Source organism: Burkholderia sp. HMSC10F09 (assembly GCF_001806955.1).
Classification (GTDB): domain Bacteria; phylum Pseudomonadota; class Gammaproteobacteria; order Burkholderiales; family Burkholderiaceae; genus Burkholderia; species Burkholderia multivorans.
Genome location: NZ_KV786847.1, coordinates 1 through 24,279, shown reverse-complemented (window position 1 = coordinate 24,279; position 24,279 = coordinate 1). Strand labels below are relative to the sequence as shown.

The window sequence follows — 24,279 nt, the reverse complement described above, 5'->3', positions numbered from 1 at the left end:
ATAGAGCCCCTCGTCCTCCATCAACCGATGGATGAAATGCCAGTCGGTATCGTGCTGGCGCGTGTACGAGCGGTTCGGCAGCGGCTTGGATAGCGCGAAGCGGAAGTGGCCCTGCGCTTGCGGATGGCAGTTCAGGACGTCGGAGATGATCTGATCGACTGCCGCGTCGTTCCAGATGCGCTGATCGCGGCGAAACTTCAGAAAATGGGTGAAATCGGCGAACGTGAGCTGATAGGTTGTCAGCCCACCGTCGGCGCCGAGTCGGCGCGCGGTATGCACGTAGCCGTTGATCGGCCGGTAGCTGCGATCGGCCTGCTGGAGCCAGAGCGTGATCGGCTGCGCGATCAGTTTTTTGAGTTCCAGATCGCTGTCGGTCGACAGCACGTCGAGCGCGAATTCGTACGCGCGCCCAATGCGCGAACGCCCGACCGCGCGCTGTACGGCGAGGACATTGGCTCCCAGCGGCGTATCGAGCTTCAACAGCCGGTCCTGCTGAAGCAACCCGCCGCGCAATGCGGCAATTGTGTTCTGCATGTTCATGGCTACGGCCTTTTCTTCTTTTGACGCACCCTCGGCGGCGCGAGCATTCGACTTCGCTCGCGCGATTTTACAGACAAATCTCGGCGTTTCTCGTAAAACTGACCTGATTTAAAAGAGCGGTAATTCGAACGCGCCAAAAATCGTTTTGCGTGCCACCGCGCGGATCCGTCGCCGTTGCTTTTTGCCGTTGAAATCGATTGCAATCAGGGCCAATTCGACTTTCGGCGCGGCCCAGTTGCGAGTAGTGTCGACGTGCCGTATTTCGGCCGCGGCCGGCCGCGACCGCTGCCCGGGCTCGCCCAACCACACACTGAACTACTGGAGATCCGCGATGAAACGTACGAAGTTCCTGCTGTCGGGCCTGCTGCTCGCGTCGGCCCTCGGCTTTACGGCCGTCACCGCCCACGCCGAAGACCTGCTCGACTCCGTGAAGAAGGCCGGCGTGCTGCGCGTCGGCCTCGAAGGCACGTATCCGCCGTTCAACTCGCGCGGCACGTCGGGGCAGCTCGAGGGCTTCGACGTCGACGTCGCCAATGCGGTGGCCGGCAAGCTCGGCGTGAAGACGCAGTTCATCCCGACCGAATGGAGCGGCATCATCGCGGGCCTGCAGGCCGGCAAGTTCGACGTGATCGTGAACCAGGTGACGATTACGCCGCAGCGCAAGGAAGCACTCGACTTCAGCGAGCCGTACACGTATTCGGCTGCACAGCTGATCCAGCGCAAGGACGACAAGCGCGACTTCAAGTCGCTCGAGGATTTCAAGGGCAAGAAGCTCGGCGTGACGCTCGGCACGAACTACGATCAGATGGCGCGCAGCGTGCCCGGCATCGAGGTGCAGACGTATCCGGGCGCGCCGGAAAAGCTGCGCGATCTGGCCGCGGGCCGGATCGAGGCGACGCTCGACGATCGGCTGATGCTGCCGTACATGATCAAGACGTCGAATCTGCCGCTGCGTGCCGGTGCGGTGCTGAACGGCGGCAAGCAGGAGATGGCGATCCCGTTCCGCAAGGGCAATCCGAAGTTCGAGAAGGCGATCAACGATGCGCTGGAGTCGCTGCGCAAGGATGGCACGCTGAAGAAGATCTCGATGCACTGGTTCGGCAGCGATGTGACGGTGCCGGTCGCGCAGTAAGCGGTTCGCCGCGGTTTCGTTGCGTCACGCCGTTCGCTGGTGCGGCGGCTTGACGCGTTTCTGCGGTTCTGTACCGGGCTCTTCTGTTCCGGTCTCCTCCGTTTCGTCTCCGTCAAGCCGCCTCGTCGAAGCGTGCGAGCAGCATCTGGCCGATCGGTGTCAATGCGGGGCGCGCCGCTACCGCGTTCATGCGCGCTTGCGTATCGTCAACCAGACGCTTTTCGACGAGAACGGTGAAGGCCGGGTTGGATCGATCGACGCTGTCCGGCGCGCGGGCGACGCGAAGCAGCATCGAAAATTCATGCGGACTCAACATGACGGTTGTCTCCTGATCGTTCGCGATTCATTCAGGATGAATCGGCGTCGATCGTGTCTTTGAATGGAACGGTGCAATACACGAAACGGTGCGCGTGCCGGGAGCGAGATCCCGGACGCCCTTAGGCGACGCGGGCACGTCGTCGCTCGAGGGTTGCGCACGCCCTGACGCGCGAACGTATCGCCGCGGATTCAGGTACGCATGTACGGATGTTGCGGGAGCCTTTCTGTCTGGCAAAAAAGCCCGGGAAACAATACATTGGCACCCGAATTGCACGCGAGGCCGCGCCAGGAAGGAGCAACCTTATGGGCGCATCGTGACGCGACCGTGACATGAAGACGGGGGAGCAACGAGGCGGTATGCGCGCGGCCGGTTTCGCCGTCCGTCTGATTGCGGCCGATGACATGCATCGGGTTTGCGCCGTAGTGCCGGAACACGACGGGGATCGCGGCAACGGAGCCGAAAACCTCAAGCCCGGGGATACGGGAAAACGGCAGGGTCGGTTTTATTGGATTTGCCGTTGTGGCACGCGTCGGCCCGGCCGACAGCTTGACCTCCGCACGACGGCGATTCGTGCGCGCCCGTCATCTTGGACGAGCCGTCTGCGAGCACGGTCTCATCGTTTGGAAACGTGAGTGGCTTATCGGAAACGCGAAGGGGTTACGCAAACATCGCGTAACCCCTTGATTTTACTGGTGCCGGCTGCAGGACTCGAACCCGCCACCTGATGATTACAAATCAACTGCTCTACCAGATGAGCTAAGCCGGCGTAAGCGCGAGATTCTACCTCATTTCACGATCTTGAGGCGAGGCCTGCTGCTGCCTTTCGACCCGTCGCCGTCGCTCTTCGGCGGCTCGTCCGCGCCCTCCGACGGCTCCTCGTTGGCACCTGCATCGCCGACCGGCGTCAGCCCGGCCGACGACTCGCCGCGCTGCGCATCGTCCGCGTGCTCGGCATCGTCGTCGAACGCACCGGAATCCTCGCCCTCACCGGCCACCGCATCGACCTGAAACGCCATCCCCTGCCCGTTCTCGCGCGCATAGATCGCGAGCACGTTCGCCACGGGAATCTCGATCTTGTGCGCCTTGCCGGAGAACCGCGCAGTAAACTCGACCCACTCGTTGCCCATCTGCAGCTGGCTCGTCGCCTCGAAACTGATATTGAGCACGATCTCGCCGTCACGCACGAACTGACGCGGCACGCGTGTCGAATTGTCGACCCTCACCGCGATATGCGGCGTGTAACCGTTATCGGTGCACCACTCATACAGCGCGCGCAGCAGATAAGGCTTCGTTGAAATCTCTTGCATCACAATCCTCGAACCCGGGGCGGGCAAGGCGGCATCCCGCACTGCCCGCCCCGTCATGCCTTCATTGCATCATCAGCGACGCATGACCTTTTCGGACGGCGTCAGTGCTTCGATGTACGCCGGACGGCTGAAGATCCGCTCGGCATACTTCATCAGCGGCGCAGCATTCTTCGACAGCTCGATCCCGTAGTGGTCCAGACGCCACAGCAGCGGCGCGATCGCGACGTCGAGCATCGAGAATTCCTCGCCGAGCATGTACTTGTTCTTCACGAAGATCGGCGCGAGCTGCGTCAGGCGATCGCGGATCGCGAGGCGCGCCTTCTCGTGGTTCTTCTCCGCCGCCTTGCCCTTCTCGTTCTCGAGCGTGCTGACGTGGACGAACAGTTCCTTCTCGAAGTTGAGCAGGAACAGACGCGCACGCGCGCGCTGCACCGGGTCGGCCGGCATCAGCTGCGGATGCGGGAAGCGCTCGTCGATGTACTCGTTGATGATGTTCGATTCGTACAGGATCAGGTCGCGCTCGACGAGAATCGGCACCTGGCCGTACGGGTTCATCACCGAAATGTCTTCCGGCTTGTTGAACAGGTCGACGTCGCGAATCTCGAAGTCCATGCCCTTCTCGAACAGCACCAGCCGGCAACGCTGGGAGAACGGGCAAGTTGTGCCGGAATACAGAACCATCATATTTGCGTTTCCTCAAAAAAGCCGAGGGCCGGCGCGCGGCGAAACCCGTTGCGCGAGTTCCGCGTTGCGCCGGCCCCACGCCGGTCAGGCGTGATTACTTGATATCTTTCCAGTACGCGGCATTGAGCCGCCAGGCCAGGAAAGTCAGGACACCGAGAAAGATCAGCACCCATACGCCGAGGCGCTTGCGGGTCTGCTGAGCCGGCTCGGCCATCCACGTCATGTACGCCACCAGGTCGGCAACGGCAGCATCATAATCGGGCGGCGACAGCGTGCCCTGCGTGACCTGCTGAAAGCCGACGAGCGTACGCACCTTCTCGCCCGTCTCCTCGTCCGTCTTTTCCTCGAATTTCGCGGCGCGCTGCCCCTGCAACTGCCAGAGCACATGGGGCATGCCGACGTTCTCGAACACCGCGTTGTTCCAGCCGGTCGGCCGCGTATCGTCGCGGTAGAAACTCCGCAGATACGTATACAGCCAGTCGCGGCCGCGCGCGCGCTCCTCGACCGACAGGTCGGGCGGCGTGGTGCCGAGCCAGTTCTTCGCGTCTTCGGGCCGCATCGCGACGGTCATCGTGTTGCCGACCTTGTCGGTCGTGAACAGGAGATTCTTTTCGATCTCCTTCTGGGATATGCCCAGATCCGTCAGACGGTTGTAGCGCATCAGGTTCGCGCTATGGCAGTTCAGGCAATAGTTTACAAACAATTGCGCGCCGTGCTGAAGCGAAACGAGATTTTCCGTGTTATCGGGCGCCCGGTCGAGCGGAAAATTGCCCTCCGCCGACGCGGCGGGCGCGCCCAGCAGCGCACACGCGGTCGCGCCGATCAGCGCGAGCGTCGAAAGCAGTTTCTTCATGTCGTTCTCTCCTCGCTCACGTTAATGGGGCTTGAAGCGCACCCGTTCCGGCGGCTGCTTGAACGTGCCAAGCGGCGTCCAGACCGGCATGCCGAGGAAGAACGCGAAATAGATCAGCGCGCAGACCTGCGCAATCAGCGTCGCGGCCGGCGACGGCGGCCGTGTGCCGAGGAACGCGAGGGTCAGGAAGGCGGCGACGAAGATCCCGAGAAATACCTTGTGGAACAGCGGCCGGTAGCGGATAGACTTCACCGGACTGCGGTCGAGCCACGGCAGGAAGAACAGCGTGATCACCGCCGAACCCATCACGACGACGCCCCAGAACTTCGATTCCGTCAGATACATGAATACGACGATCGCGGCGGCCAGCACGGGCAGACCGATCTTCCACTTGCCGCGCGCGCGGATCAGCGCAAGCACGCCGAGCAGCGCGATCACGATCATCAGCACGATCTTGAACGGGTCGGTGGTCGCGCGCAGCATCGCGTAGAACGCGGTGAAATACCAGACCGGCGCGATTTCGGGCGGCGTCTGCAGCGGGTTCGCCGGCACGAAGTTGTTCGACTCGAGGAAGTAGCCGCCCATTTCCGGCGCGAAGAACACGATCAGCGCGAACACCATCAGGAACACGCAGACGCCGAAGAAGTCGTGCACCGAGTAGTACGGATGGAATGGGATGCCGTCGAGCGGAATGCCGTTCGCGTCCTTCTTCGCCTTGATCTCGATGCCGTCGGGGTTGTTCGATCCGACCTCGTGCAGCGCGACGAGGTGCGCGACGACGAGCCCGACCAGCACGAGCGGAATCGCGATCACGTGGAACGCGAAGAAGCGGTTCAGCGTGACGTCCGACACGACGTAGTCGCCGCGAATCCACAGCGACAGGTCGGGGCCGACGAACGGGATCGCCGAGAACAGGTTCACGATCACCTGCGCGCCCCAGAACGACATCTGGCCCCACGGCAGCAGGTAGCCGAAGAATGCCTCGGCCATCAGGCAGAGAAAGATCGCGCAGCCGAAGATCCAGACGAGCTCGCGCGGCTTGCGGTACGAGCCGTACATCAGCCCGCGGAACATGTGCAGATACACGACGACGAAGAACATCGACGCGCCCGTCGAGTGCATATAGCGGATCAGCCAGCCCCACGGCACCTCGCGCATGATGTACTCGACCGATGCGAACGCGAGCATCGAGTCGGGCTTGTAGTTCATCGTCAGGAAGATGCCGGTGACGATCTGGTTGACGAGCACCAGCAGCGCGAGCGAGCCGAAGAAGTACCAGAAGTTGAAGTTCTTCGGCGCGTAGTACTCGGAAACGTGCTTCTTCCAGGTGGTCGTCAGCGGGAAGCGCTGGTCGATCCAGCCGGTGAGACCTGTCGTGGAGACTTCCTTGTTGTCGGCCATCACGCTTCTCCTTTCTCGTCCTTGCCGATCACGAGGGTCGTCGCCGACGTGAACATATAGGGCGGGATGTCGAGATTCTGAGGCGCCGGCTTGTTCTTGAACACGCGGCCGGCAAGGTCGTACGTCGAACCGTGGCACGGGCAGAGGAAACCGCCCGGCCAGTCGTCCGGCAGGTTCGGCTGCGGACCCGGCGTGAAGCGCTGGCTCGGCGTGCAGCCGAGGTGCGTGCACACGGCCATCACGACGAGAATGTTCTTGCGATCGGCCCGCGAGCGATATTCGTTCGCGCAGTACGCGGGCAACGGCATCGAATACGGGGATTTCGTGTTGGGGTCGGCGACTTCCTTGTCGGCCTTGACCACGTCGGCCAGCATCGCGTCGGTACGATTGAGGACCCACACGGGCTTGCCGCGCCACGGCACGGTGATCATTTCGCCGGGCTTCAGGCCGCTGATATCGACCTCGACCGGCGCCCCGGCCGCTTTGGCTTTCGCGGACGGCGCCAGCGACGCCGCGAAAGGTATGACGGTGGCAACGCCTCCTACGCCACCTGCTACGGATGTCGCAATCAGCCAGGTACGGCGGCCGCTGTCGACGCGTTTCTCTTCCTTGTCTCGCATCACACGCCCCACTTCTGAGTTGGATTTACCGTCACGACTTTCCATTCCGCCGCTAGTTTGCGCGAATGGAGTCGCCATTTACAAGGCCCGACGGCAAAAATCCCCTCGAAGTGATTGATAGTTAAGGGTTTTCCCCCACTATAGGAGCAGTTAACTCACAGGCGTTTTAAGCGAGCGCTTCATAGACGCTTTTCGATGCGCCGCCGCAATTCCGGCCGTCAGACCGGATTGTGAATATCGATGAACAGGTGTTCGAGGTCGAATTGCTCCGACAAATGCGCACCAAGTGCCTGGATTCCGTAGCGTTCCGTCGCATGGTGCCCTGCGGCAACGTAGGCGACGCCGCTCTCCGCGACCGTATGCGTGACGAATTCGGATACCTCGCCGGTCAGGTACACGTCGGCGCCGGCCTCGATCGCCGCGTCGAAATAGCTCTGCGCCGCGCCGGTGCACCACGCGATGCGGCGCAGCTGCATGTCGCGGTCGCCGAGCACGAGCGGTGCGCGGCCGAGCGTGTTCTCGACCTTCGCGACGAAGTGCTCGAGCGTGACGGGCATCGGCAGCGTAGCCATCCAGCCGAGATCGCCGTCGCCGAAATGCGACTCGCCGATCAGGCCGAGCTTCGCACCGAGCTGCGCGTTGTTGCCGAACTCCGGATGCGCGTCGAGCGGCAGATGGAACGCGAACAGGTTAAGGTCGTTCGCCAGCAGCAGCTTCAGGCGCTGGTACTTGCGGCCGGTGATCTGCGGTGCCTCGTTGCGCCAGAAATAGCCGTGATGGACGAGGACCGCATCGGCGCCCCACTCGAGCGCCGCTTCGAGAAACGCGACCGAAGCCGTCACGCCGGTCGCGATCTTCTCGATCTTGCGGCGCCCCTCGACCTGCAGCCCGTTCGGGCAATAGTCCTTGAAGCGCGCGGTTTCGAGGGTATTGTTCAAGTACAATTCAAGTTCGATCCGATCCATATAAACCTCTAATCCATTCAGATGCTTAGACGCTTCTGGCTGTTCTTCGCGCAAGCGGTCACGGTGCTGCTCGCGCTGATGTTCATCGTCGTGACGCTCAAGCCGCAATGGCTGCAACGTCAGGGACAGCTCGGCAAGCAGCTCGCCACGCCGATCGTCGCGCTGCGCGAAGTCGCGCCGGGCAGCATCGGCGGTGCAGCGGCGACCACGTCGTACGCCGATGCCGCGCAAAAGGCGATGCCGGCAGTCGTCAACGTATTCTCGAGCAAAGACGGCTCGCTGCCGCCCGATCCGCGCGCGAAAGATCCGCTGTTTCGCTATTTCTTCGGCGACCGCAACGCGCGCAAGCAGCAGGACGAACCGGCGGCCAATCTCGGCTCGGGCGTCATCGTGAGCCCGGAAGGTTACATTCTAACGAACCAGCACGTCGTCGACGGCGCCGACCAGATCGAAGTCGCGCTCGCCGACGGCCGTACCGCCACCGCGAAGGTGATCGGCAGCGATCCCGAAACCGATCTCGCGGTGCTGAAGATCAACATGACGAATCTGCCGACGATCACGCTCGGCCGCTCCGACCAGGCACGCGTCGGCGATGTCGTGCTCGCGATCGGCAACCCGTTCGGCGTCGGCCAGACGGTCACGATGGGCATCATCAGCGCGCTCGGCCGCAACCACCTCGGGATCAACACGTTCGAGAACTTCATCCAGACCGACGCGCCGATCAACCCCGGCAACTCGGGCGGCGCGCTCGTCGACGTGAACGGCAACCTGCTCGGAATCAACACCGCGATCTACTCGCGCTCGGGCGGCTCGCTCGGCATCGGCTTCGCGATTCCGGTGTCGACCGCGCGCACGGTGCTCGAGAGCATCATCACGACCGGCTCGGTCACGCGCGGCTGGATCGGCGTCGAACCGCAGGACGTGACGCCGGAAATCGCCGAGTCGTTCGGGCTTCAGCAGAAATCGGGCGCGATCGTCGCGGGCGTGCTGCAGGGCGGCCCGGCCGACAAGGCCGGCATCAAGCCGGGCGACATCCTCGTGACGGTCAACGGCGAGGACATCACCGATACGACGAAGCTGCTGAACGTCGTCGCGCAGATCAAGCCCGGCACGTCGACGAAGGTGCACGTGGTACGCAAGGGCAAGCAATTCGACGTCAACGTCGTGATCGGCAAGCGTCCGCCGCCGCCGAAGCAGACGCTCGACGATCAGGACAGCGACACCGAGTAACGCGCGCCGCGCGGCCGGCATGGCGCACCGCGGTGCGCGGGCCGGCAGCCGCCGCGATCGCAAACGGCGGACACGCAACGAAAAAGGGCAGCCGGCAGGCTGCCCTTTCTACTTTCGAGCGCGACGTGCAAGCGGCGCGGTGCACGTCGGCCGGCATGATCGGCCCGCCGCTCAACTCGCGGCGCCGTTCTCCGCTTCGGCCTCGGCGCTCGGCTTCGGCACGAAGAATCGCGCGGCGAGAATGCCGGCCTCGTACAGCACGACGAGCGGCAACGCGAGCATCAGTTGCGAAAATACGTCCGGCGGCGTGACGACCGCCGCGACGACGAACGCGCCGACGATCACGTACGGCCGGATTTCCTTCAGCTTCTGCAGCGTCAGCACGCCCATCCGCACGAGCAGCACGACGACGATCGGCACTTCGAACGTGACACCGAACGCGATGAACATCCCGAGCACGAAACTCAGGTAGTTGTCGATATCGGTCGACATCTCCGCGCCGAGCGGGGCGTTGTAGTGCGCCATCACGCGGAAGATCGTCGGGAACACGAGGAAGTACGCGAACGCCATCCCGCAGAGGAACAGCACGTAGCTGCTGCCGACGAGCGGCGCGACGAGCTTCTTCTCGTGCTGGTACAGCCCGGGCGCAACGAATGCCCAGATCTGGTACAGCACGACCGGCAGCGCGATCACGAGCGCGACGAGCATCGTGACCTTCATCGGCACGAAGAACGAGCCCGTCACGTCGGTGACGATCATCTTGCCGCCCTTCGGCAGATTCTCCATCAGCGGCCGCGCGAGCAGCCGGAAGATGTCGGGCGCCCAGTAGACGAGCCCGAGAAACACGACGATGACGGCCAGCCCCGCGCGGATGATGCGATCGCGGAGCTCGACGAGATGGGAAATGAAGGTTTCTTCCGGAGCGTCGTCCGGATTCTGCTGGGGGTCGCTCACACCGGCCCTCGGTAGGATTGACGAGCGCGCATGCGCTCAGCTCAGAAGAAGCGCGCCGGCCGGCGCAGGCTCGCCGGCTGGTGCCGCGCGACGCGCGCCGCGCCCGATTGCACGTGCGTGCGGCGCGTCGTGGCGCGCTTGTACCAGACCGGCGTCGCGCTCTGCTTCACGCGCCAGTTGCGCCGCTTCGGCGCCGACGCCGCGACGCTGCCGCGCCATGCCGGGGCGGCCGGCTGCGGCTCGGATTCCGACGAAGCCGACGTGCCGTGCACCGCATCGTTCAGACCGCCGATCGCCGCATTCCACGATTCGTTGAGGTCCTTCTCGTGCTCGCGCAGGTTGTCGTGAATCGTCGTCTCGACGTTGCGCGCCGCCGTCTCGAAATCGCTTTTCATCGTGCGCAGCGCATCGAGCTCGATTTCGCGCGAGACCTCGGCCTTCACGTCGTTGATGTAGCGCTGCGCGCGGCCGAACAGCGCGCCGGCCGTGCGCGCAACGCGCGGCAGGCGCTCGGGGCCGAGCACCACGAGCGCGACGACGCCGATCAGCGCCATCTTCGAAAGACCGAGATCCAGCATCGCGAATGCCTGTCAGCGCCGGCGTTACGCCTTGTTCGAATCGGAACGCGTCGTTTCCTTCGCGTTCACGTCCACCGTGCCCGACCGCGGCAGCTGCTGCGCGTCGGCCGGCGCATCGCCGTCCTTCATGCCGTCCTTGAAGCCCTTCACCGCGCTGCCGAGATCGTTGCCGATATTGCGCAGCTTCTTCGTGCCGAAAACCAGCGCGACGATCAGCAGCACGATCAGCCAGTGCCAAATGCTCAATCCACCCATGATGAAACCTCTCCTCAACCACGCCGCGTGCGGCGCAAATCGCCGGCGACGCGCCGGCTTCGACTGTCAATGCGGAAAATGCCCCGCGCCGTCAACCCATCCGCTGCCACGGACGCGGGCCGGCCAGGATGTGCGCGTGCAGATGGTAAACCTCCTGCCCGCCGCCGGGGCCCGTGTTGATCACGGTGCGGAAACCCGTTTCGCCGCCCGTATACGCGACGCCCAGTTGGTCGGCAAGCCGCGCGACGAGCACCATCAGCCGGCCGAGCATCGGCGCGTCGTCGTCGGTCGCCGCCGACAGCGTCGGCAGATGGCGACGCGGGATCACGAGCACGTGCGTGTCGGCCGCCGGGCGGATGTCGCGGAACGCGACGAATTCGTCGTCCTCGTGCACTTTCGTGCTCGGGATTTCGCCTGCCGCGATCTTGCAGAACAGGCAATTCGGATCGTGACTCATGTTGCTCCTGCTGGTGCCCGCACGCGGCCCGTCAGAACCAGGCCTGCGGATCGAGCGCCTTGTTGTCGTTCAGGTACAGCCAACCCTTGATGATACGGTACAGCGTCCAAATCCACGTGACAAACATCACCGCGAACCCGACCGCCACGAACGCGAGCGCGAATCCGATCACGTAGGCGATCAGCGCGCGCCAGAACGTGCGGATCTGCCACTCGAAGTGATCGGCGTACGCCGTGCCGGCCACGTCGCCGCGCTTCACGTAGTTGATGATGATCGCGATGATGCCCGTGATTCCGCCGGTCAGCCAATGGATCGCGTACAGCGCATACAGCACATGCGTGAGCGTGCGCAGCCCCTTCAGGCGTTCGGCCTCCGCCGCGGCGGACACCGCCGGCGGCGGAAACTGGCTCGGCGTATCGGTCATGATGCTACCCCCGTCAGATGACAATTCTTACAGCTTACCGCACGACCGCCATCGGCGCGGGCCGCAGCACGTCAGCCGCCGTTTGCCTCGCGCTCGCGGCGCTTGCGCAGCGCCTTCTCCTCGATCCCCGACAGCCCTTCGCGCCGCTCGAGCTCGGCGATCACGTCGGCCGGGCTCAGATCGAAATGCGACAGCATCACGAGGCAATGGAACCAGAGATCGGCGACCTCGCCGACCAGCGCGGACGGCGCGCCGCCCTGGCGCACGTCCTTCGCGGCCAGCACGACTTCGGTCGCCTCTTCGCCGATCTTCTTCAGCACTGCGTCGTCGCCCTTGTGGAACAGGCGCGATACGTACGATTGTTCGGGATCGCCGCCCTTGCGGCTGTCGATCACGCCGGCGAGGCGCAGCAGCGTGTCTTCGGTCGATTGCGTCATTTGTAGATATGTTCGGGGTCTTTCAGCACCGGATCGACCGCGACCCAGTCGCCTGCGTCGACAGTGCCTTCGAATTTCTGGAAAAAGCACGAATGCCGGCCGGTGTGGCAGGCAATGCCCGACACCTGCTCGACCTTCAGCAGTACGACGTCTTCGTCGCAGTCGAGCCGCACCTCGTGCACGTGCTGCACGTGGCCCGACTCCTCGCCCTTGAACCACAGGCGCTTGCGCGAGCGCGAATAATAGACCGCGCGCCGCGTCTCGATCGTCTTCGCCAGTGCTTCGCGGTTCATCCACGCGAACATCAGCACGTCGTTCGTCGACGCTTCCTGTGCGATCACGGGCACGAGGCCGTTGTCGTCCCAGCGGACCTTGGCGAGCCACGCGGGCAGCGGTTTCGTTTCGGTATTCATCACAGCCTCACCGGGATGCCCTGCTCGGCCATGAAGCGCTTCGCTTCGCCGACCGTGTGCTCGCCGTAGTGGAAGATGCTCGCGGCGAGCACCGCATCCGCACGGCCGTCCTTGATGCCGTCGGCCAGATGCTGCAGCGAGCCGACGCCGCCCGATGCGATCACCGGCACCGGCACCGCGTCGGACACGCCGCGCGTGAGCGCGAGGTCGAAGCCCGACTTCGTGCCGTCGCGGTCCATGCTCGTGAGCAGGATCTCGCCCGCGCCGAACTCGGCCATCTTGCGCGCCCATTCGATCGCGTCGAGGCCCGTGCCCTTGCGGCCGCCGTGCGTGAACACTTCCCAGCGCGGCGGCTCGCCGTCGGCCGACACGCGCTTCGCGTCGATCGCGACAACGATGCACTGCGAACCGTACTTGTCGGCTGCGTCGCGCACGAGCTGCGGATTCGCGACAGCCGACGAATTCATGCTGACCTTGTCCGCGCCCGCGTTGAGCAGCCGCCGCACGTCCTCGACGGCGCGCACGCCGCCGCCGACCGTCAGCGGGATGAAGACCTGCGACGCGACGGCCTCGATGATCGGCAAGATCAGGTCGCGCTGGTCGGACGTCGCGGTGATGTCGAGGAACGTCAGTTCGTCGGCGCCCTGCTCGTCGTAGCGGCGGGCGATCTCGACGGGGTCGCCCGCATCGCGCAGTTCGACGAAGTTGACGCCCTTGACGACACGCCCGGCAGTCACGTCCAGGCAGGGGATGATGCGTTTAGCTAGAGCCATGATGTTGCGCCAAATGCCGCGACGGGGACGGCCGGTTACGGCCGGTCGGGCGGCCGGTTGCGGACGTCTCGCACGAGACGCCCGGTCGGGCCGCCCGCAGGCGGCCCCGGCGAAAGCGAAGAACGCGCTCAGGCGTCGTCGAGCTCGCCGTTCAGTTCATCGGCACGCCGTTGCGCGGCCGCGAAATCGAGATCGCCGGAGTAGATCGCGCGACCGCAGATCACACCTTCGACACCTTCTTCTTCCACTTCGCAGAGCTTGTCGATGTCTTCGAGGTTCGACAGGCCGCCGCTCGCGATCACCGGAATGCCGACCGCCTGCGCGAGCTTCACGGTCGCGTCGATGTTGATGCCCTGCAGCATTCCGTCGCGGCCGATGTCGGTGTAGACGATCGATTCGACACCGTAATCCTCGAACTTCTGCGCGAGGTCGATCACTTCGTGGCCGGTCAGCTTGCTCCAGCCGTCGGTCGCGACCTTGCCGTCCTTCGCGTCGAGGCCGACGATGATGTTGCCCTGGAACGCCGTGCAGGCGTCGCGCAGAAAGCCCGGATCCTTCACGGCCGCCGTGCCGATGATCACGTACGACAGGCCCGCGTCGAGATACTTCTCGATCGTCTCGAGGCTGCGAATGCCGCCGCCGAGCTGCACCGGGATTTCATCGCCGACTTCGTCGAGGATCGCTTCGATCGCATCGAGATTCTTCGGCTTGCCGGCGAATGCGCCGTTCAGGTCGACGAGATGCAGCCGCCGGGCGCCGAGATCGACCCACTTGCGGGCCATCGCCGCCGGGTCCTCGGAGAAAATCGTGGCCTGGTCCATATCGCCCTGTTTGAGGCGCACACACTGACCGTCTTTGAGATCGATGGCCGGAATCAGCAGCATAGCAATCGGGTGTCGTCGTGGAAAAAGAAAAGAATCCGGCGCGTACCGGCCAAACCGGTGCCGCGCCGTCTCGCTAGTTTAGTACAACTCTTTCGGCGCCTACGCGCGCGAGCCCCGTACGACGGGCGTTTCCGGCCCGTCGACTGTGGCTCGCGCACCACGTTTACGGTTTCCAGTGTACGAAGTTGCGATACAGACGCAACCCGACCTCCGCACTTTTTTCCGGGTGGAATTGGGTCGCGAAGATGTTGTCGCGCGCGACCGCGGACGTAAACGGCGCGCCGTACGCCGTTTCGCCGACCGTATGCGCCGGATCGTCCGGCGTCACGTAATAGCTGTGCACGAAATAGAAATACGCATCGTCGGGCACGCCGTCCCACAGCGCGTGTGCGCGCGACTGGCGCACGCGGTTCCAGCCCATCTGCGGAACCTTGAAGCGCGAGCCGTCGTCCTGCAGCCGGCCGTCGAGTTCGAAGCGCACGACCTTGCCGGGCAGCAGCCCGAGCCCCTTCGTGTCGCCTTCCGCGCTCCAGTCGAACAGCATCTGCTCGCCGACGCACACGCCGAGCAGCGGCTTCGTGCGCGACGCTTCGACGACGGCCTCCTGCAGGCCCGATTCGCCGAGGCAGCGCATGCAGTCCGGCATCGCGCCCTGGCCCGGCAGCACGACGCGGTCGGCTGCGCGAATCGCGGCCGGCGTATCGACGATCGCCACGTCGGCGGCCGGCTCGGCCTTCTTGAGCGCCTGCGCGACCGAGCGCAGGTTGCCCATCCCATAATCCACAATCGCAATCGAAGTTTTCATCTCAGTGCAGGCAGTAGCGCCCTCAGTCCATTGACGATGAATTCCACCGCCAGCGCCGACAGCATCAGACCCATCAGCCGCGTGGCGATGTTGATGCCGGTACGGCCGATCCAGTTCGCGATCGGCTCCGCGAGCCGCATCGCAACGAAACACAGCAGGGCCAGAATCGCGCCGATCGCGACGAGCCCGGCCCGCTCATACCAGTGATGCGCATTCGCCGCATACACGATCGCGGTGCTGATCGAGCCGGGGCCCGTGAGCAGCGGGATCGCGAGCGGCACCACCGCGATGTTGTCCTTCAGTTCGGCCTCGTCGCGTTCCTCGGGCGTCGAGCGCGTGTTGCCGATCTGCGCGTTCAGCATGCTGATCGCCATCAGCAACATGATGATCCCGCCGCCGACTTCAAGCGAGCCGACCGAAATCCCGAAGAAGCGGATGATCTGCTGCCCGAGCAGCACCGTCACCGTCATCACGCAGAACACCGATACCGACGCGATCCGGATCGTGCGGCGCCGTTCCGCTTCGTTCTGCTGCGCAGTCAGGCTGAGGAAGAACGGCACCGCGCCGACCGGATTGATCAGCGCGAGCAGCGAAATGAACGATTTGAGCAGATCCATCGCAAGCCGGCGCGTTGCGCCGAAGCCGTGAGCTTGTCCTTGCCGTCCGTCCGGTCGTCAGTTCAGAGGCTGCCCTTGGTCGACGGAATCTGCCCGGCCGCGCGCTCGTCCAGTTCGACCGCCGCGCGCAGCGCGCGGCCGAACGCCTTGAACACCGTCTCGAGCTGATGGTGCGCGTTGATGCCGCGCAGGTTGTCGATATGCAGCGTGACGCCTGCATGGTTCACGAAACCGCGGAAAAATTCGATCGACAGATCGACGTCGAACGTGCCGATCCGCGCACGCGTGAACGGCACGTGGAATTCGAGGCCGGGACGGCCCGAGAAATCGATCACGACGCGCGACAGCGCTTCGTCGAGCGGCACGTACGCGTGGCCGTAGCGGCGGATGCCCTTCTTGTCGCCGATCGCCTTCGCGACGGCTTGGCCGAGCGTGATGCCGACGTCCTCGACCGTGTGGTGATCGTCGATATGCGTGTCGCCATGCGCTTCGACCTCGAGGTCGACCAGACCGTGTCGCGCGATCTGGTCGAGCATATGGTCGAGAAACGGCACGCCGGTGGCCAGCTTCTGCCGGCCGGTGCCGTCGAGATCGAGCTTCACACGGATCTGCGTTTCGCTGGTATTGCGAACGACTTCCGCCACACGCATGGCAATTCCTTGAATGAGTCTGATGTAAATGGGGATTGATCGTCGCGCGCCGCCGCGCCGTGGCGTCAATCGGGCAGCGCGAGTTTCAGGGCAGCCAGCAGGCGCGCGTTTTCGTCGGGAGAACCGACGGTCAGCCGCACGCATTCGGCCAGCAACGGATGCATTTTACTCACGTTTTTGACGAGCACCCGCTCGGTGAGCAGCGCGTCGAACACGGCAGCCGCGTCGGGCACGCGCACCAGCAGGAAATTGCCGGCGCTCGGGAACACCGTCGCGCCCGGCAGCGCGGCCACCGCCTGCGCGAGCCGCGCGCGCTCGGCACGCAATTCGGCCGCCTGCGCGTCGAGCACGTCGAGATGGTCGAGCAGGAAGTCGGCGGTTGCCTGCGTCAGCACGTTGATGTTGTACGGCGGGCGCACCTTGTCGAATTCGTTGAGCCATGCAGGCCGGCCGACCAGGTAGCCGAGCCGGATCCCCGCGAGGCCGAGCTTCGACACCGTGCGCATCACGACGACGTTGTCGAACTCGCCCGCGCGCGGCAGCCAGCTGTGCTGCGCGAACGGCTGGTACGCCTCGTCGATCACGATCAGGCTGTGCGTCGCCGCGCGCAGGATGCGCTCGATGTGGGCATCGTCGTACAGCGTGCCGGTCGGGTTGTTCGGATACGCGAGATACACGATGGCCGGCCGATGCTCGGCGATCGCCGCGAGCATCGCATCGACGTCGAGCGTCAGGTCGGCCTTCAGCGGCACGCCGACGAAGTCGAGCTGCGCGAATCGCGCGGACAGTTCGTACATCACGAAGCCGGGCACGGGCGCGAGCACCTTCGCGCCCGGTTTCGCGCACGCGACCGAGATCATGCTGATGATTTCGTCGGAACCGTTGCCGAGCAGCACGTCGCACGTGCCGGGCACGCCCATCGCATGGCGCAGCTTGTCGAGCAGCGCGGCCGGGCGAGGCGCCGGATAGCGGTTCAGCGCGACCCGCGCGAGCCGTTCACCGAGCGCCGTGGCGAGCGGCTCGGGCAGCGGGTACGGGTTCTCCATCGCGTCGAGTTTCACGAACCCGCTCGCGTCCGGCACCGGATAGCTCGTCATGGCGAGCACGTCGCGGCGGATGATGTCTTGTGGCGTCGTCATGGTAGGCAAGCCGGCGTGCATCGCGCCGGCGTCAAATGGTCGGCAAGGCGGCGGCTGCCGCCCTGCGCTCGTCTCCTGCGCGGCGCCGGAACGCGGTTCCGGCGGCCGGTCACCCCTTCATCCGGAACTCGGCGCTCTTCGCGTGCGCCTGCAGGCCCTCGCCGTACGCGAGTTCGGCCGCGATTTCGCCGAGCGTATGCGCGCCTTCCGCGCTGACCTCGATCAGGCTCGAGCGCTTGATGAAGTCGTACACGCCGAGCGGCGACGAGAAGCGCGCCGTGCGCGACGTCGGCAGCACGTGGTTCGGCCCCGCGCAGTAGTCGCCGAGGCTCTCGCTCGTGTAGCGGCCGAGGAAGATCGCGCCCGCATGGCGGATCTGCTGGCTCCATTGCTGCGGCTCGAGCGCGGAAATCTCGAGGTGCTCGGGCGCGATGTCGTTGGCGATCCGGCATGCTTCGGTCATGTCGCGCACCTTGATCAGCGCGCCGCGCCCTTCGAGCGACGCGCGGATCACGTCCTGGCGCGGCATCGACGGCAGCAGCTCGGCGATCGCCTTCTCGACGCGTTCGATGAACGACGCGTCCGGGCACAGCAGGATCGACTGCGCGAGTTCGTCGTGCTCGGCCTGCGAGAACAGGTCCATCGCGACCCAGCTCGGATCGGTCGTGCCGTCGCACAGCACGAGGATCTCCGACGGGCCGGCGATCATGTCGATGCCGACCGTGCCGAACACGCGGCGCTTCGCCGACGCGACGTACGCATTGCCGGGCCCGCAGATCTTGTCGACGGCCGGCACGGTCTCGGTGCCGTACGCGAGCGCCCCGACGGCCTGCGCGCCGCCGATCGTGAACACGCGGTCGACGCCGCCGAGCAGCGCGGCGGCGAGCACGAGGTCGTTCTTCACGCCGTCCGGGGTCGGGACCACCATCACGATCTCGCCGACGCCCGCGACGCGCGCGGGAATCGCGTTCATCAGCACCGACGACGGATACGCGGCCTTGCCGCCCGGCACGTAGAGGCCGACGCGATCGAGCGGCGTGATCTTCTGGCCGAGCACCGTGCCGTCGCTTTCCGTGTACTGCCAGCTATGCGTGCCGCATTCGATCTTCTGCTTCTCGTGGTACCCGCGCACGCGCGCGGCGGCCGCTTCCAGCGCGGCGCGCGCCTTCGGCTCGAGGCCGTCCAGCGCGGCCTGCAGCGCGTCCTGCGGCAGTTCGAGCGCGGCGACGCTGTCCGCGTTCAGCCGGTCGAAGCGGTTCGTGTACTCGAGCACCGCGGCGTCGCCGCGCGACTTCACGTCGGCGAGGATCTGCGCGACCGAGCGCTCGATCGCCTCGTCTTCGCTCGCTTCGAACGCGAGCACCGCACGCAGCGCGGCGTCGAAGCCTTCGCTCGTCGAATCGAGTTTGCGGATGGTGATGGACATGGGAGTTCCGTTACGGTGATGCGCTCATACGCCATTCTGCGACGCGCGTTCGAACGCGTCGAGGAACGGCTTGAGCGCCGCGCGCTTCAACTTCAGCGCAGCCTGGTTCACGACGAGACGCGACGAGATCGCCATGATCTCCTCGACCTCGACCAGATTGTTCGCCTTCAGCGTGCCGCCCGAGCTGACCAGATCGACGATCGCGTCCGCGAGCCCGACGAGCGGCGCGAGCTCCATCGAGCCGTACAGCTTGATCAGGTCGACGTGCACGCCCTTCGCGGCGAAGTGTTCGCGCGCCGTTTCGACGTACTTCGTCGCGACGCGCAGCCGCGCGCCCTGGCGCACCGCGTTCGCGTAATCGAAGCCGGCCGGCACCGCGACCGACATCCGGCAGCGCGCAATGTTCAGATCGATCGGCTGATACAGCCCCGAGCCGCCGTGCTCGACGAGCACGTCCTTGCCGGCCACGCCGAAATCGGCCGCGCCGTATTCGACGTAGGTCGGCACGTCGCTCGCGCGCACGATGATTACGCGCAGGTTCGGATCGGTCGTCGGCAGGATCAGCTTGCGCGACGTTTCCGGATCCTCGGCAACCTGCACGCCGGCTGCGGCCAGCAGCGGCAGGGTTTCCTCGAAAATGCGGCCCTTCGACAGGGCGAGGGTCAGCGGCGCGCTCATGCTTGGCTCCCGGAGACGCGGCGCACATTCGCGCCGACGGCGGTCAGTTTGGCTTCCATGCGGTCGTAGCCGCGATCGAGGTGATAGATGCGGTCGACGCGCGTCTCGCCTTCGGCGCGCAGCCCGGCGATCACGAGGCTCGCGGAGGCGCGCAGATCGGTCGCCATCACGTTCGCGCCCGACAGCTTGTCGACGCCCGTCACGAGCGCCGTGTTGCCGTCGACCGTGATGTTCGCACCGAGGCGGTTCAGCTCCTGCACGTGCATGAAGCGGTTCTCGAAGATCGTTTCGACGACCTGCGCGGTGCCGGTCGCCACCGAATTGAGCGCCATGAACTGTGCCTGCATGTCGGTCGGAAACGCCGGGTATTCGGACGTGCGGATCGTCACCGCGTTCGGCCGGCGATCCATCTTCACGCGTAGCCAGCGATCGCCTTCCTCGACCGTCACGCCGGCTTCACGGAGCTTGTCGATCACCGCGTCGAGGATGTGCGGACGCACGCCGGTCAGCGTCACGTCGCCGCCCGCCGCCGCGACCGCGCACAGGAACGTGCCGGCCTCGATGCGGTCCGGAATCACCGCGTGGTGCGCGCCGTGCAGGCGCTCGACGCCCTGGATCACGAGGCGGTCGGTGCCGATGCCGTCGATTTTCGCGCCCATCGCGACCAGCAAGTGTGCGAGATCGCTCACTTCCGGTTCGCGCGCCGCGTTTTCGATCACGGTCTCGCCGTCGGCGAGCGTGGCGGCCATCAGCAGGTTTTCGGTGCCCGTCACCGTAATCATGTCGGTCACGATGCGCGCGCCCTTCAGACGCTTCGCGCGCGCCTCGATGAAGCCGTGCTCGATGCTGATCTCGGCGCCCATCGCCTGCAGCCCCTTGATGTGCTGGTCGACGGGCCGCGCACCGATCGCGCAGCCGCCGGGCAGCGATACCTTCGCCTCGCCGAAGCGCGCGAGCAGCGGGCCGAGCACGAGGATCGACGCGCGCATCGTCTTCACGAGCTCGTACGGCGCGACGAGGTTGTCGACGCGCGACGCGTCGAGCTGCACGCGGCAGCCGTCGGTCTCGCTCTTCACGCCCATCTGGCCGAGCACCTTCAGCGTGGTGCGCACATCCTGCAGATTCGGCACGTTGTCGAGGTGCACGGGCTCGGCGCTCAGCAGCCCCGCGCACAGAATCGGCAGCGCCGCGTTCTTCGCGCCCGACACGACGATCTCGCCCGCGAGCCGGCGGCCGCCTTCGATCACGAGCTTGTCCATCCCCTGCCCCTGCGTTTCCCCGTTGGCGGCCGGGTGTGCCGTCGCGACGCTCTGCACGGCGTCGCGCTCGTTGACGGTGACTTGCACTCAGTTTTTCCGGTTATGCGTTCTGCCATTCGGCGGGCGTCAGCGTCTTCATGCTGAGCGCGTGGATTTCCTGCTTCATGCGGTCGCCGAGCGCCGCATACACGAGCTGATGGCGCTGGATCGGCCGCTTGCCTTCGAAGGCCGGCGACACGATCGTCGCGAAGAAATGCTGGCCGTCACCTTCGACTTCCAGATGCGTGCAGGCGAGCCCGCCTGCGATGTATTGCTTGACCTGTTCGGGAGTCGGCAACATGAAAGGCTCCTGTCGGCGCGCGCCGCCTGCTGCGGCCGCTGCCATTCGATATCAATGACGCAGCTTGTAGCCGGTCGCGAGCAGCCGCATCGCGAACATCGCGAGCAGCACGAAGAAACCGGCGACGATCGCGAGGCTCGTGAACGGGTGGATGTCGGACGCGCCGAAGAACCCGTAGCGGAAGCCGTCGATCATGTAGAAAAACGGATTCAGACGCGAGATCTCGCGCCACACGGGCGCCAGCGAGTGCGTCGAATAGAACACGCCGGACAGGAACGTCAGCGGCATGATCAGGAAGTTCTGGAACGCGGCGAGCTGGTCGAACTTCTCGGCCCAGATGCCGGCGATCAGCCCGAGCGTGCCGAGGATCGCGGAGCCGAGCAGCGCGAACGCGACGATGAACAGCGGCGCCGCGAAATGCATGGGGATGAACCAGATCGTCACGACGAACACGCCCGCGCCGACCGTCAGCCCGCGCACCACCGACGCGAGCACGTACGCGCCGAAGATGTCGCGGTACGACAGCGGCGGCAGCAGCACGAACACGAGGTTGCCGGTGATCTTCGACTGGATCAGCGACGACGAGCTGTTCGCGAACGCGTTCTGCAGCACGCTCATCATCACGAGGCCCGGCACGAGAAAGCTCACGTACTCGACGCCTGGATACACTTCGACGCGGCCCGACAGCGCGTGGCCGAAGATCGTCAGATACAGCAGCGCGGTGACGACGGGCGCCAGCACCGTCTGGAACGATACCTTCCAGAAGCGCAGCAGCTCCTTGTAGAACAGCGTGCGAAAGCCGCTTCCGGCGACCTGCCGGGCCGCCGCATCGGCGGGCAGTGCGCGCAGCGGCTGCGTCGGTTGTTGTTTCATGCCAGTCCCTCGATCACCTCGCCGCCGTTCATCACCTGAACGAACACATCCTCGAGGTCGGCCTTGCGGACCTCGATCTCGTCGAACGTGCAGCCGGCCGCACGGCACTGCGCGAGAATCCGTTCCACATCGTCGTAGCTCGACAGCCTCAGCAGATGCTCGCGCGGCGCGCGCGCGGCCGGATCGGTCTCGAGCCCGCGCAGCTCGGCCGGCAGCGCGCCGGTCGCAAAGCGCAGATACAGCTGCAATCCCGCGAAGCGCCGCAGCAGCGCGTCGGTGCGATCGAGCGCAACCACCTCGCCGCGCCGCAGCATCGCGATGCGGTCGCAGAGCGACTGCGCTTCCTCGAGATAGTGCGTCGTCAGCACGATCGTGTGACCTTCGCGGTTCAGCCGCGAGATGAATTTCCAAAGCGTCTGGCGCAGCTCGACATCGACGCCGGCCGTCGGCTCGTCGAGCACGATCACCGGCGGCCGGTGCACGAGTGCCTGCGCGACCAGCACGCGGCGCTTCATGCCGCCCGACAGTGCACGCATGTTCGCGTCGGCCTTTTCGGTCAGATCGAGGTTCGCCATCACTTCGTCGATCCAGTCGTCGTTGCGGCGCAGCCCGAAATAGCCGGACTGGATCCGCAGCGTCTCGCGCACGGTGAAGAACGGATCGAACACGAGCTCCTGCGGGACGACGCCGAGCGCAAGACGCGCGCCGCGGAAGTCCTTGACGACGTCGTGGCCGCGCACCGAGATGCTGCCTTCGTCGGCCCGGGCGAGCCCGGCGAGGATGCTGATGAGCGTGGTCTTGCCGGCGCCGTTGGGGCCGAGCAGACCGAAGAACTCGCCCTCCTCGACCGACAGGCTGACGCCCTTGAGCGCCTGAAGCGACTTGTAGCGCTTCTTGACGTGACGGATTTCTATGGCTGACATGACTGTGCGCGGCGCATCGGCCGCGACGCCTATTCTGTGCTTGCTGCGAAAGAAAATGGGGGACGGACGCCGATTGGCAGCCCCGCAAAACGCTTGATTATAGGGCAAACCGGCTGGCGAAGCCGATGCGGCGGGCGCGCCGCGTCGAGCATGCGCGCGCCGGGCGGCGCGGCAGGCTCCGGTCGGACAGCGTCAATGTCGCGCGTTGCCGTCGATCAGGGCGTCGACGCCATAGGCGCGCGCGAGGCTGGCGAGCTTCGGCGGGAGATGGAGGATGTCGAGGGTGGCGCCGCGCGCTTTCGCGGCGCGCTGCCATGCGAGCAGCACCGCGAGCGCGGACGAATCGAACTGCGCGAGCGATGCGCAATCGACCGCGGTGGCGCCCGCGGCGACGTGTGCGAGACCGGCCGCGAGCGCGGTCTTCGCGCTCGCGACGGTCAGCGACGGGCCGGCTTCGAAGCCGCTCACGATGCCTGCTTGCCGGCGGCAAGCTCCTGGTTGCGCTGCGTCAGGAACTTGATCAGGCCGTCGACGCCGCTTTGCTGGATCTTCTCGTTGAACTGCTGCTGATACGTCTGGATCAGCCACGCGCCCAGCACGTTCAGGTCATACACCTTCCAGCCGTTCGCCGTCTTGTACAGACGGTAGTCGATCTGCACCGGCTGGCCGTTGTTCATCGCGACCGTACGCACGACGACGTCGGTATCGGCCGGATCGGCACGGAACGGCGGGTACTGGATCTGCTGGTCCGGCTTCAGCTGCGCGAGCGCGCCCGAGTAGGTGCGGATCAGCAGCAGCTTGAACTGCTCCTGCACCTGCTGCTGCTGCTCGGGCGTCGCCGTGCGCCAGTTGCGGCCCATCGCGAGCTGCGTGGTACGGCGGAAATCGGTGTACGGCAGGATGTCCTTGTTGACGATCGAGATGATGCGATTCGTGTCGCCCGGCTTGATCGTCTGCTGCTTCACTTCATCGAGGACCTGCTGCGTCGCCGTCTTGATCAGCGCCTGCGGGTTCGACTGGTCGACTTGCGCGTGGGCTGCGCTGCCGAACGAGAACAGCGCCGCGAAAACGGGGATCAGGAACAGTTTTTTCATCATAGTGACCTGCATGAGTGAGTCGATGCGAAGGTTGGAGCCGGTAGCTTACGCGCAAGTTCGCGTGCGCTACCGACTGAATCGTTTCCGGCTGTAACGATTGTAAGCCGGTCAGTGCAGCCGGAAGCTCGGCAGGCGCAGACCGCCGGGCGCCGGCGGCGTCACCTGCATCGGCGGCACCGTCGTTGCGCTGGCCGGGTTCGGCGCGGCTGCGCCGGAGGCCGGCTCGGCAGCCGATGCGCCCGCGGG

31 protein-coding genes, 1 tRNA gene and 1 pseudogene are annotated in these 24,279 nt (G+C 65.3%); 2 read left to right on the top strand and 31 right to left on the bottom strand.

From position 1 onward, the window contains the following. The coding region (locus HMPREF3115_RS22505) for a phage late control D family protein (protein ID WP_176748759.1) at positions 1–540 on the bottom strand (540 nt) is incomplete at its 3' end. 331 nt (positions 541–871) lie between these two features. On the opposite strand from HMPREF3115_RS22505, the gene HMPREF3115_RS22500 reads away from it, so the two are divergent. After that, positions 872–1,672, top strand: a complete 801-nt coding sequence (locus HMPREF3115_RS22500; RefSeq protein ID WP_070556144.1) for a transporter substrate-binding domain-containing protein — start codon at positions 872–874, stop codon at positions 1,670–1,672. A 112-nt stretch (positions 1,673–1,784) separates the two neighbouring features. Here the strand turns inward: HMPREF3115_RS22500 and HMPREF3115_RS22495 are convergent, their stop codons facing one another. The 8 genes from HMPREF3115_RS22495 to HMPREF3115_RS22460 all read right to left on the bottom strand — a co-directional run bounded on the left by HMPREF3115_RS22495 (position 1,785) and on the right by HMPREF3115_RS22460 (position 7,821). Continuing rightward, a complete protein-coding gene (locus HMPREF3115_RS22495; protein ID WP_070556140.1) occupies positions 1,785–1,988 on the bottom strand; it encodes a hypothetical protein in 204 nt (67 codons plus the stop codon). A gap of 693 nt (positions 1,989–2,681) precedes the next feature. Then, positions 2,682–2,757 (bottom strand) — tRNA-Thr (locus HMPREF3115_RS22490). 19 nt (positions 2,758–2,776) lie between these two features. Then, positions 2,777–3,298: a ClpXP protease specificity-enhancing factor gene (locus tag HMPREF3115_RS22485; RefSeq protein ID WP_006406974.1), complete on the bottom strand. Its 522-nt coding sequence runs from the start codon at positions 3,296–3,298 to the stop codon at positions 2,777–2,779. A 72-nt stretch (positions 3,299–3,370) separates the two neighbouring features. Continuing rightward, the gene (locus tag HMPREF3115_RS22480; protein WP_006400565.1) at positions 3,371–3,982 is read right to left on the bottom strand and encodes a glutathione S-transferase N-terminal domain-containing protein; all 612 of its coding nucleotides are present in this window, start codon (positions 3,980–3,982) and stop codon (positions 3,371–3,373) included. Between the two features lie 94 nt (positions 3,983–4,076). After that, positions 4,077–4,835: a cytochrome c1 gene (locus HMPREF3115_RS22475; protein WP_070556138.1), complete on the bottom strand. Its 759-nt coding sequence runs from the start codon at positions 4,833–4,835 to the stop codon at positions 4,077–4,079. Between the two features lie 21 nt (positions 4,836–4,856). Further along, entirely contained in the window at positions 4,857–6,239 is a 1,383-nt protein-coding gene (locus HMPREF3115_RS22470; RefSeq protein ID WP_088924930.1) for a cytochrome b, read from the bottom strand. Next, positions 6,236–6,856: a ubiquinol-cytochrome c reductase iron-sulfur subunit gene (petA, locus tag HMPREF3115_RS22465; protein ID WP_006400568.1), complete on the bottom strand. Its 621-nt coding sequence runs from the start codon at positions 6,854–6,856 to the stop codon at positions 6,236–6,238. Before petA ends, HMPREF3115_RS22470 begins: the two co-directional genes overlap by 4 nt. Positions 6,857–7,074: 218 nt before the next feature. Then, positions 7,075–7,821 carry a Nif3-like dinuclear metal center hexameric protein gene (locus tag HMPREF3115_RS22460; RefSeq protein ID WP_006406975.1) on the bottom strand — a complete coding sequence of 249 codons (747 nt, stop codon included), beginning with the start codon at positions 7,819–7,821 and terminating at the stop codon, positions 7,075–7,077. 21 nt (positions 7,822–7,842) lie between these two features. Here HMPREF3115_RS22460 and HMPREF3115_RS22455 point away from each other — a divergent pair, with 21 nt between their 5' ends. Further along, complete coding sequence (locus HMPREF3115_RS22455; RefSeq protein WP_006400570.1) at positions 7,843–9,051, top strand: Do family serine endopeptidase; 1,209 nt, start codon at positions 7,843–7,845, stop codon at positions 9,049–9,051. 171 nt (positions 9,052–9,222) lie between these two features. Here HMPREF3115_RS22455 and tatC read toward each other — a convergent pair whose 3' ends face one another. The 22 genes and pseudogenes from tatC to HMPREF3115_RS32715 all read right to left on the bottom strand — a co-directional run. After that, positions 9,223–10,005, bottom strand: a complete 783-nt coding sequence (tatC, locus tag HMPREF3115_RS22450; protein WP_006400571.1) for a twin-arginine translocase subunit TatC — start codon at positions 10,003–10,005, stop codon at positions 9,223–9,225. Between the two features lie 41 nt (positions 10,006–10,046). Further along, positions 10,047–10,583 carry a Sec-independent protein translocase protein TatB gene (tatB, locus tag HMPREF3115_RS22445; RefSeq protein ID WP_053296745.1) on the bottom strand — a complete coding sequence of 179 codons (537 nt, stop codon included), beginning with the start codon at positions 10,581–10,583 and terminating at the stop codon, positions 10,047–10,049. Positions 10,584–10,607: 24 nt separating this feature from the next. Beyond that, positions 10,608–10,838, bottom strand: coding sequence for a Sec-independent protein translocase subunit TatA (gene tatA, locus HMPREF3115_RS22440; protein ID WP_009691887.1), 231 nt, complete (start codon positions 10,836–10,838; stop codon positions 10,608–10,610). Positions 10,839–10,929: 91 nt separating this feature from the next. After that, positions 10,930–11,295: a histidine triad nucleotide-binding protein gene (locus tag HMPREF3115_RS22435; RefSeq protein WP_006400574.1), complete on the bottom strand. Its 366-nt coding sequence runs from the start codon at positions 11,293–11,295 to the stop codon at positions 10,930–10,932. Between the two features lie 31 nt (positions 11,296–11,326). After that, entirely contained in the window at positions 11,327–11,719 is a 393-nt protein-coding gene (locus HMPREF3115_RS22430) for a DUF4870 family protein (RefSeq protein ID WP_059937852.1), read from the bottom strand. 71 nt (positions 11,720–11,790) lie between these two features. Next, on the bottom strand, positions 11,791–12,156 hold the full coding sequence (locus tag HMPREF3115_RS22425; protein WP_006400576.1) for a phosphoribosyl-ATP diphosphatase: 366 nt from the start codon (positions 12,154–12,156) through the stop codon (positions 11,791–11,793). Beyond that, on the bottom strand, positions 12,153–12,569 hold the full coding sequence (hisI, locus tag HMPREF3115_RS22420) for a phosphoribosyl-AMP cyclohydrolase (protein WP_070556136.1): 417 nt from the start codon (positions 12,567–12,569) through the stop codon (positions 12,153–12,155). Before hisI ends, HMPREF3115_RS22425 begins: the two co-directional genes overlap by 4 nt. Further along, positions 12,569–13,342, bottom strand: coding sequence for an imidazole glycerol phosphate synthase subunit HisF (gene hisF / locus HMPREF3115_RS22415; RefSeq protein WP_006406979.1), 774 nt, complete (start codon positions 13,340–13,342; stop codon positions 12,569–12,571). Before hisF ends, hisI begins: the two co-directional genes overlap by 1 nt. Positions 13,343–13,470: 128 nt before the next feature. Beyond that, positions 13,471–14,226 carry a 1-(5-phosphoribosyl)-5-[(5-phosphoribosylamino)methylideneamino]imidazole-4-carboxamide isomerase gene (hisA, locus tag HMPREF3115_RS22410; protein WP_006400579.1) on the bottom strand — a complete coding sequence of 252 codons (756 nt, stop codon included), beginning with the start codon at positions 14,224–14,226 and terminating at the stop codon, positions 13,471–13,473. Positions 14,227–14,389: 163 nt separating this feature from the next. Then, positions 14,390–15,031 carry an imidazole glycerol phosphate synthase subunit HisH gene (gene hisH, locus HMPREF3115_RS22405; protein ID WP_006406980.1) on the bottom strand — a complete coding sequence of 214 codons (642 nt, stop codon included), beginning with the start codon at positions 15,029–15,031 and terminating at the stop codon, positions 14,390–14,392. Next, positions 15,028–15,648 (bottom strand): YchE family NAAT transporter, encoded by a 621-nt coding sequence (locus tag HMPREF3115_RS22400; protein ID WP_006400581.1) that lies wholly within the window; start codon positions 15,646–15,648, stop codon positions 15,028–15,030. The genes hisH and HMPREF3115_RS22400 overlap by 4 nt, the downstream gene beginning before the upstream one ends. A gap of 62 nt (positions 15,649–15,710) precedes the next feature. Then, positions 15,711–16,298 carry an imidazoleglycerol-phosphate dehydratase HisB gene (gene hisB / locus HMPREF3115_RS22395; protein ID WP_006400582.1) on the bottom strand — a complete coding sequence of 196 codons (588 nt, stop codon included), beginning with the start codon at positions 16,296–16,298 and terminating at the stop codon, positions 15,711–15,713. Between the two features lie 65 nt (positions 16,299–16,363). Further along, on the bottom strand, positions 16,364–17,437 hold the full coding sequence (gene hisC / locus HMPREF3115_RS22390) for a histidinol-phosphate transaminase (protein WP_070556134.1): 1,074 nt from the start codon (positions 17,435–17,437) through the stop codon (positions 16,364–16,366). A gap of 109 nt (positions 17,438–17,546) precedes the next feature. After that, entirely contained in the window at positions 17,547–18,863 is a 1,317-nt protein-coding gene (gene hisD, locus HMPREF3115_RS22385) for a histidinol dehydrogenase (protein WP_006411133.1), read from the bottom strand. A gap of 24 nt (positions 18,864–18,887) precedes the next feature. Then, positions 18,888–19,541, bottom strand: coding sequence for an ATP phosphoribosyltransferase (hisG, locus tag HMPREF3115_RS22380; protein ID WP_006406982.1), 654 nt, complete (start codon positions 19,539–19,541; stop codon positions 18,888–18,890). Next, positions 19,538–20,887, bottom strand: coding sequence for a UDP-N-acetylglucosamine 1-carboxyvinyltransferase (gene murA / locus HMPREF3115_RS22375; protein WP_006400586.1), 1,350 nt, complete (start codon positions 20,885–20,887; stop codon positions 19,538–19,540). The genes hisG and murA overlap by 4 nt, the downstream gene beginning before the upstream one ends. Before the next feature lie 13 nt (positions 20,888–20,900). Further along, on the bottom strand, positions 20,901–21,140 hold the full coding sequence (locus tag HMPREF3115_RS22370) for a BolA family protein (protein WP_006406983.1): 240 nt from the start codon (positions 21,138–21,140) through the stop codon (positions 20,901–20,903). Between the two features lie 51 nt (positions 21,141–21,191). Beyond that, on the bottom strand, positions 21,192–22,013 hold the full coding sequence (locus tag HMPREF3115_RS22365; protein ID WP_227747588.1) for an ABC transporter permease: 822 nt from the start codon (positions 22,011–22,013) through the stop codon (positions 21,192–21,194). Continuing rightward, complete coding sequence (locus HMPREF3115_RS22360) at positions 22,010–22,936, bottom strand: ABC transporter ATP-binding protein (RefSeq protein ID WP_006406984.1); 927 nt, start codon at positions 22,934–22,936, stop codon at positions 22,010–22,012. The genes HMPREF3115_RS22365 and HMPREF3115_RS22360 overlap by 4 nt, the downstream gene beginning before the upstream one ends. Before the next feature lie 192 nt (positions 22,937–23,128). Further along, the gene (locus HMPREF3115_RS22355; RefSeq protein ID WP_006400590.1) at positions 23,129–23,404 is read right to left on the bottom strand and encodes an STAS domain-containing protein; all 276 of its coding nucleotides are present in this window, start codon (positions 23,402–23,404) and stop codon (positions 23,129–23,131) included. Beyond that, on the bottom strand, positions 23,401–24,030 hold the full coding sequence (locus tag HMPREF3115_RS22350) for an MlaC/ttg2D family ABC transporter substrate-binding protein (protein ID WP_012467727.1): 630 nt from the start codon (positions 24,028–24,030) through the stop codon (positions 23,401–23,403). The genes HMPREF3115_RS22355 and HMPREF3115_RS22350 overlap by 4 nt, the downstream gene beginning before the upstream one ends. 111 nt (positions 24,031–24,141) lie before the next feature. Continuing rightward, a pseudogene (locus HMPREF3115_RS32715) lies at positions 24,142–24,279 on the bottom strand (VacJ family lipoprotein); the annotation flags it as partial.

Coding starts and splice junctions, on each gene's coding strand:
- hisG (WP_006406982.1), bottom strand. CDS start 19,541: ATGAGCGCGCCGCTGACCCTCGCCCTGTCGAAGGGCCGCATTTTCGAG.
- hisC (WP_070556134.1), bottom strand. CDS start 17,437: ATGACGACGCCACAAGACATCATCCGCCGCGACGTGCTCGCCATGACG.
- hisA (WP_006400579.1), bottom strand. CDS start 14,226: ATGCTGCTGATTCCGGCCATCGATCTCAAAGACGGTCAGTGTGTGCGC.
- HMPREF3115_RS22500 (WP_070556144.1), top strand. CDS start 872: ATGAAACGTACGAAGTTCCTGCTGTCGGGCCTGCTGCTCGCGTCGGCC.
- HMPREF3115_RS22430 (WP_059937852.1), bottom strand. CDS start 11,719: ATGACCGATACGCCGAGCCAGTTTCCGCCGCCGGCGGTGTCCGCCGCG.
- hisB (WP_006400582.1), bottom strand. CDS start 16,298: ATGCGTGTGGCGGAAGTCGTTCGCAATACCAGCGAAACGCAGATCCGT.
- hisD (WP_006411133.1), bottom strand. CDS start 18,863: ATGTCCATCACCATCCGCAAACTCGATTCGACGAGCGAAGGCTTCGAC.
- HMPREF3115_RS22495 (WP_070556140.1), bottom strand. CDS start 1,988: ATGTTGAGTCCGCATGAATTTTCGATGCTGCTTCGCGTCGCCCGCGCG.
- HMPREF3115_RS22400 (WP_006400581.1), bottom strand. CDS start 15,648: ATGGATCTGCTCAAATCGTTCATTTCGCTGCTCGCGCTGATCAATCCG.
- hisF (WP_006406979.1), bottom strand. CDS start 13,342: ATGGCTCTAGCTAAACGCATCATCCCCTGCCTGGACGTGACTGCCGGG.
- tatB (WP_053296745.1), bottom strand. CDS start 10,583: ATGCTGGATCTCGGTCTTTCGAAGATGGCGCTGATCGGCGTCGTCGCG.
- HMPREF3115_RS22435 (WP_006400574.1), bottom strand. CDS start 11,295: ATGAGTCACGATCCGAATTGCCTGTTCTGCAAGATCGCGGCAGGCGAA.
- hisH (WP_006406980.1), bottom strand. CDS start 15,031: ATGAAAACTTCGATTGCGATTGTGGATTATGGGATGGGCAACCTGCGC.
- tatA (WP_009691887.1), bottom strand. CDS start 10,838: ATGGGTGGATTGAGCATTTGGCACTGGCTGATCGTGCTGCTGATCGTC.
- HMPREF3115_RS22350 (WP_012467727.1), bottom strand. CDS start 24,030: ATGAAAAAACTGTTCCTGATCCCCGTTTTCGCGGCGCTGTTCTCGTTC.
- HMPREF3115_RS22485 (WP_006406974.1), bottom strand. CDS start 3,298: ATGCAAGAGATTTCAACGAAGCCTTATCTGCTGCGCGCGCTGTATGAG.
- HMPREF3115_RS22480 (WP_006400565.1), bottom strand. CDS start 3,982: ATGATGGTTCTGTATTCCGGCACAACTTGCCCGTTCTCCCAGCGTTGC.
- hisI (WP_070556136.1), bottom strand. CDS start 12,569: ATGAATACCGAAACGAAACCGCTGCCCGCGTGGCTCGCCAAGGTCCGC.
- HMPREF3115_RS22370 (WP_006406983.1), bottom strand. CDS start 21,140: ATGTTGCCGACTCCCGAACAGGTCAAGCAATACATCGCAGGCGGGCTC.
- HMPREF3115_RS22455 (WP_006400570.1), top strand. CDS start 7,843: ATGCTTAGACGCTTCTGGCTGTTCTTCGCGCAAGCGGTCACGGTGCTG.
- HMPREF3115_RS22365 (WP_227747588.1), bottom strand. CDS start 22,013: ATGAAACAACAACCGACGCAGCCGCTGCGCGCACTGCCCGCCGATGCG.
- HMPREF3115_RS22460 (WP_006406975.1), bottom strand. CDS start 7,821: ATGGATCGGATCGAACTTGAATTGTACTTGAACAATACCCTCGAAACC.
- petA (WP_006400568.1), bottom strand. CDS start 6,856: ATGCGAGACAAGGAAGAGAAACGCGTCGACAGCGGCCGCCGTACCTGG.
- HMPREF3115_RS22425 (WP_006400576.1), bottom strand. CDS start 12,156: ATGACGCAATCGACCGAAGACACGCTGCTGCGCCTCGCCGGCGTGATC.
- HMPREF3115_RS22475 (WP_070556138.1), bottom strand. CDS start 4,835: ATGAAGAAACTGCTTTCGACGCTCGCGCTGATCGGCGCGACCGCGTGT.
- HMPREF3115_RS22360 (WP_006406984.1), bottom strand. CDS start 22,936: ATGTCAGCCATAGAAATCCGTCACGTCAAGAAGCGCTACAAGTCGCTT.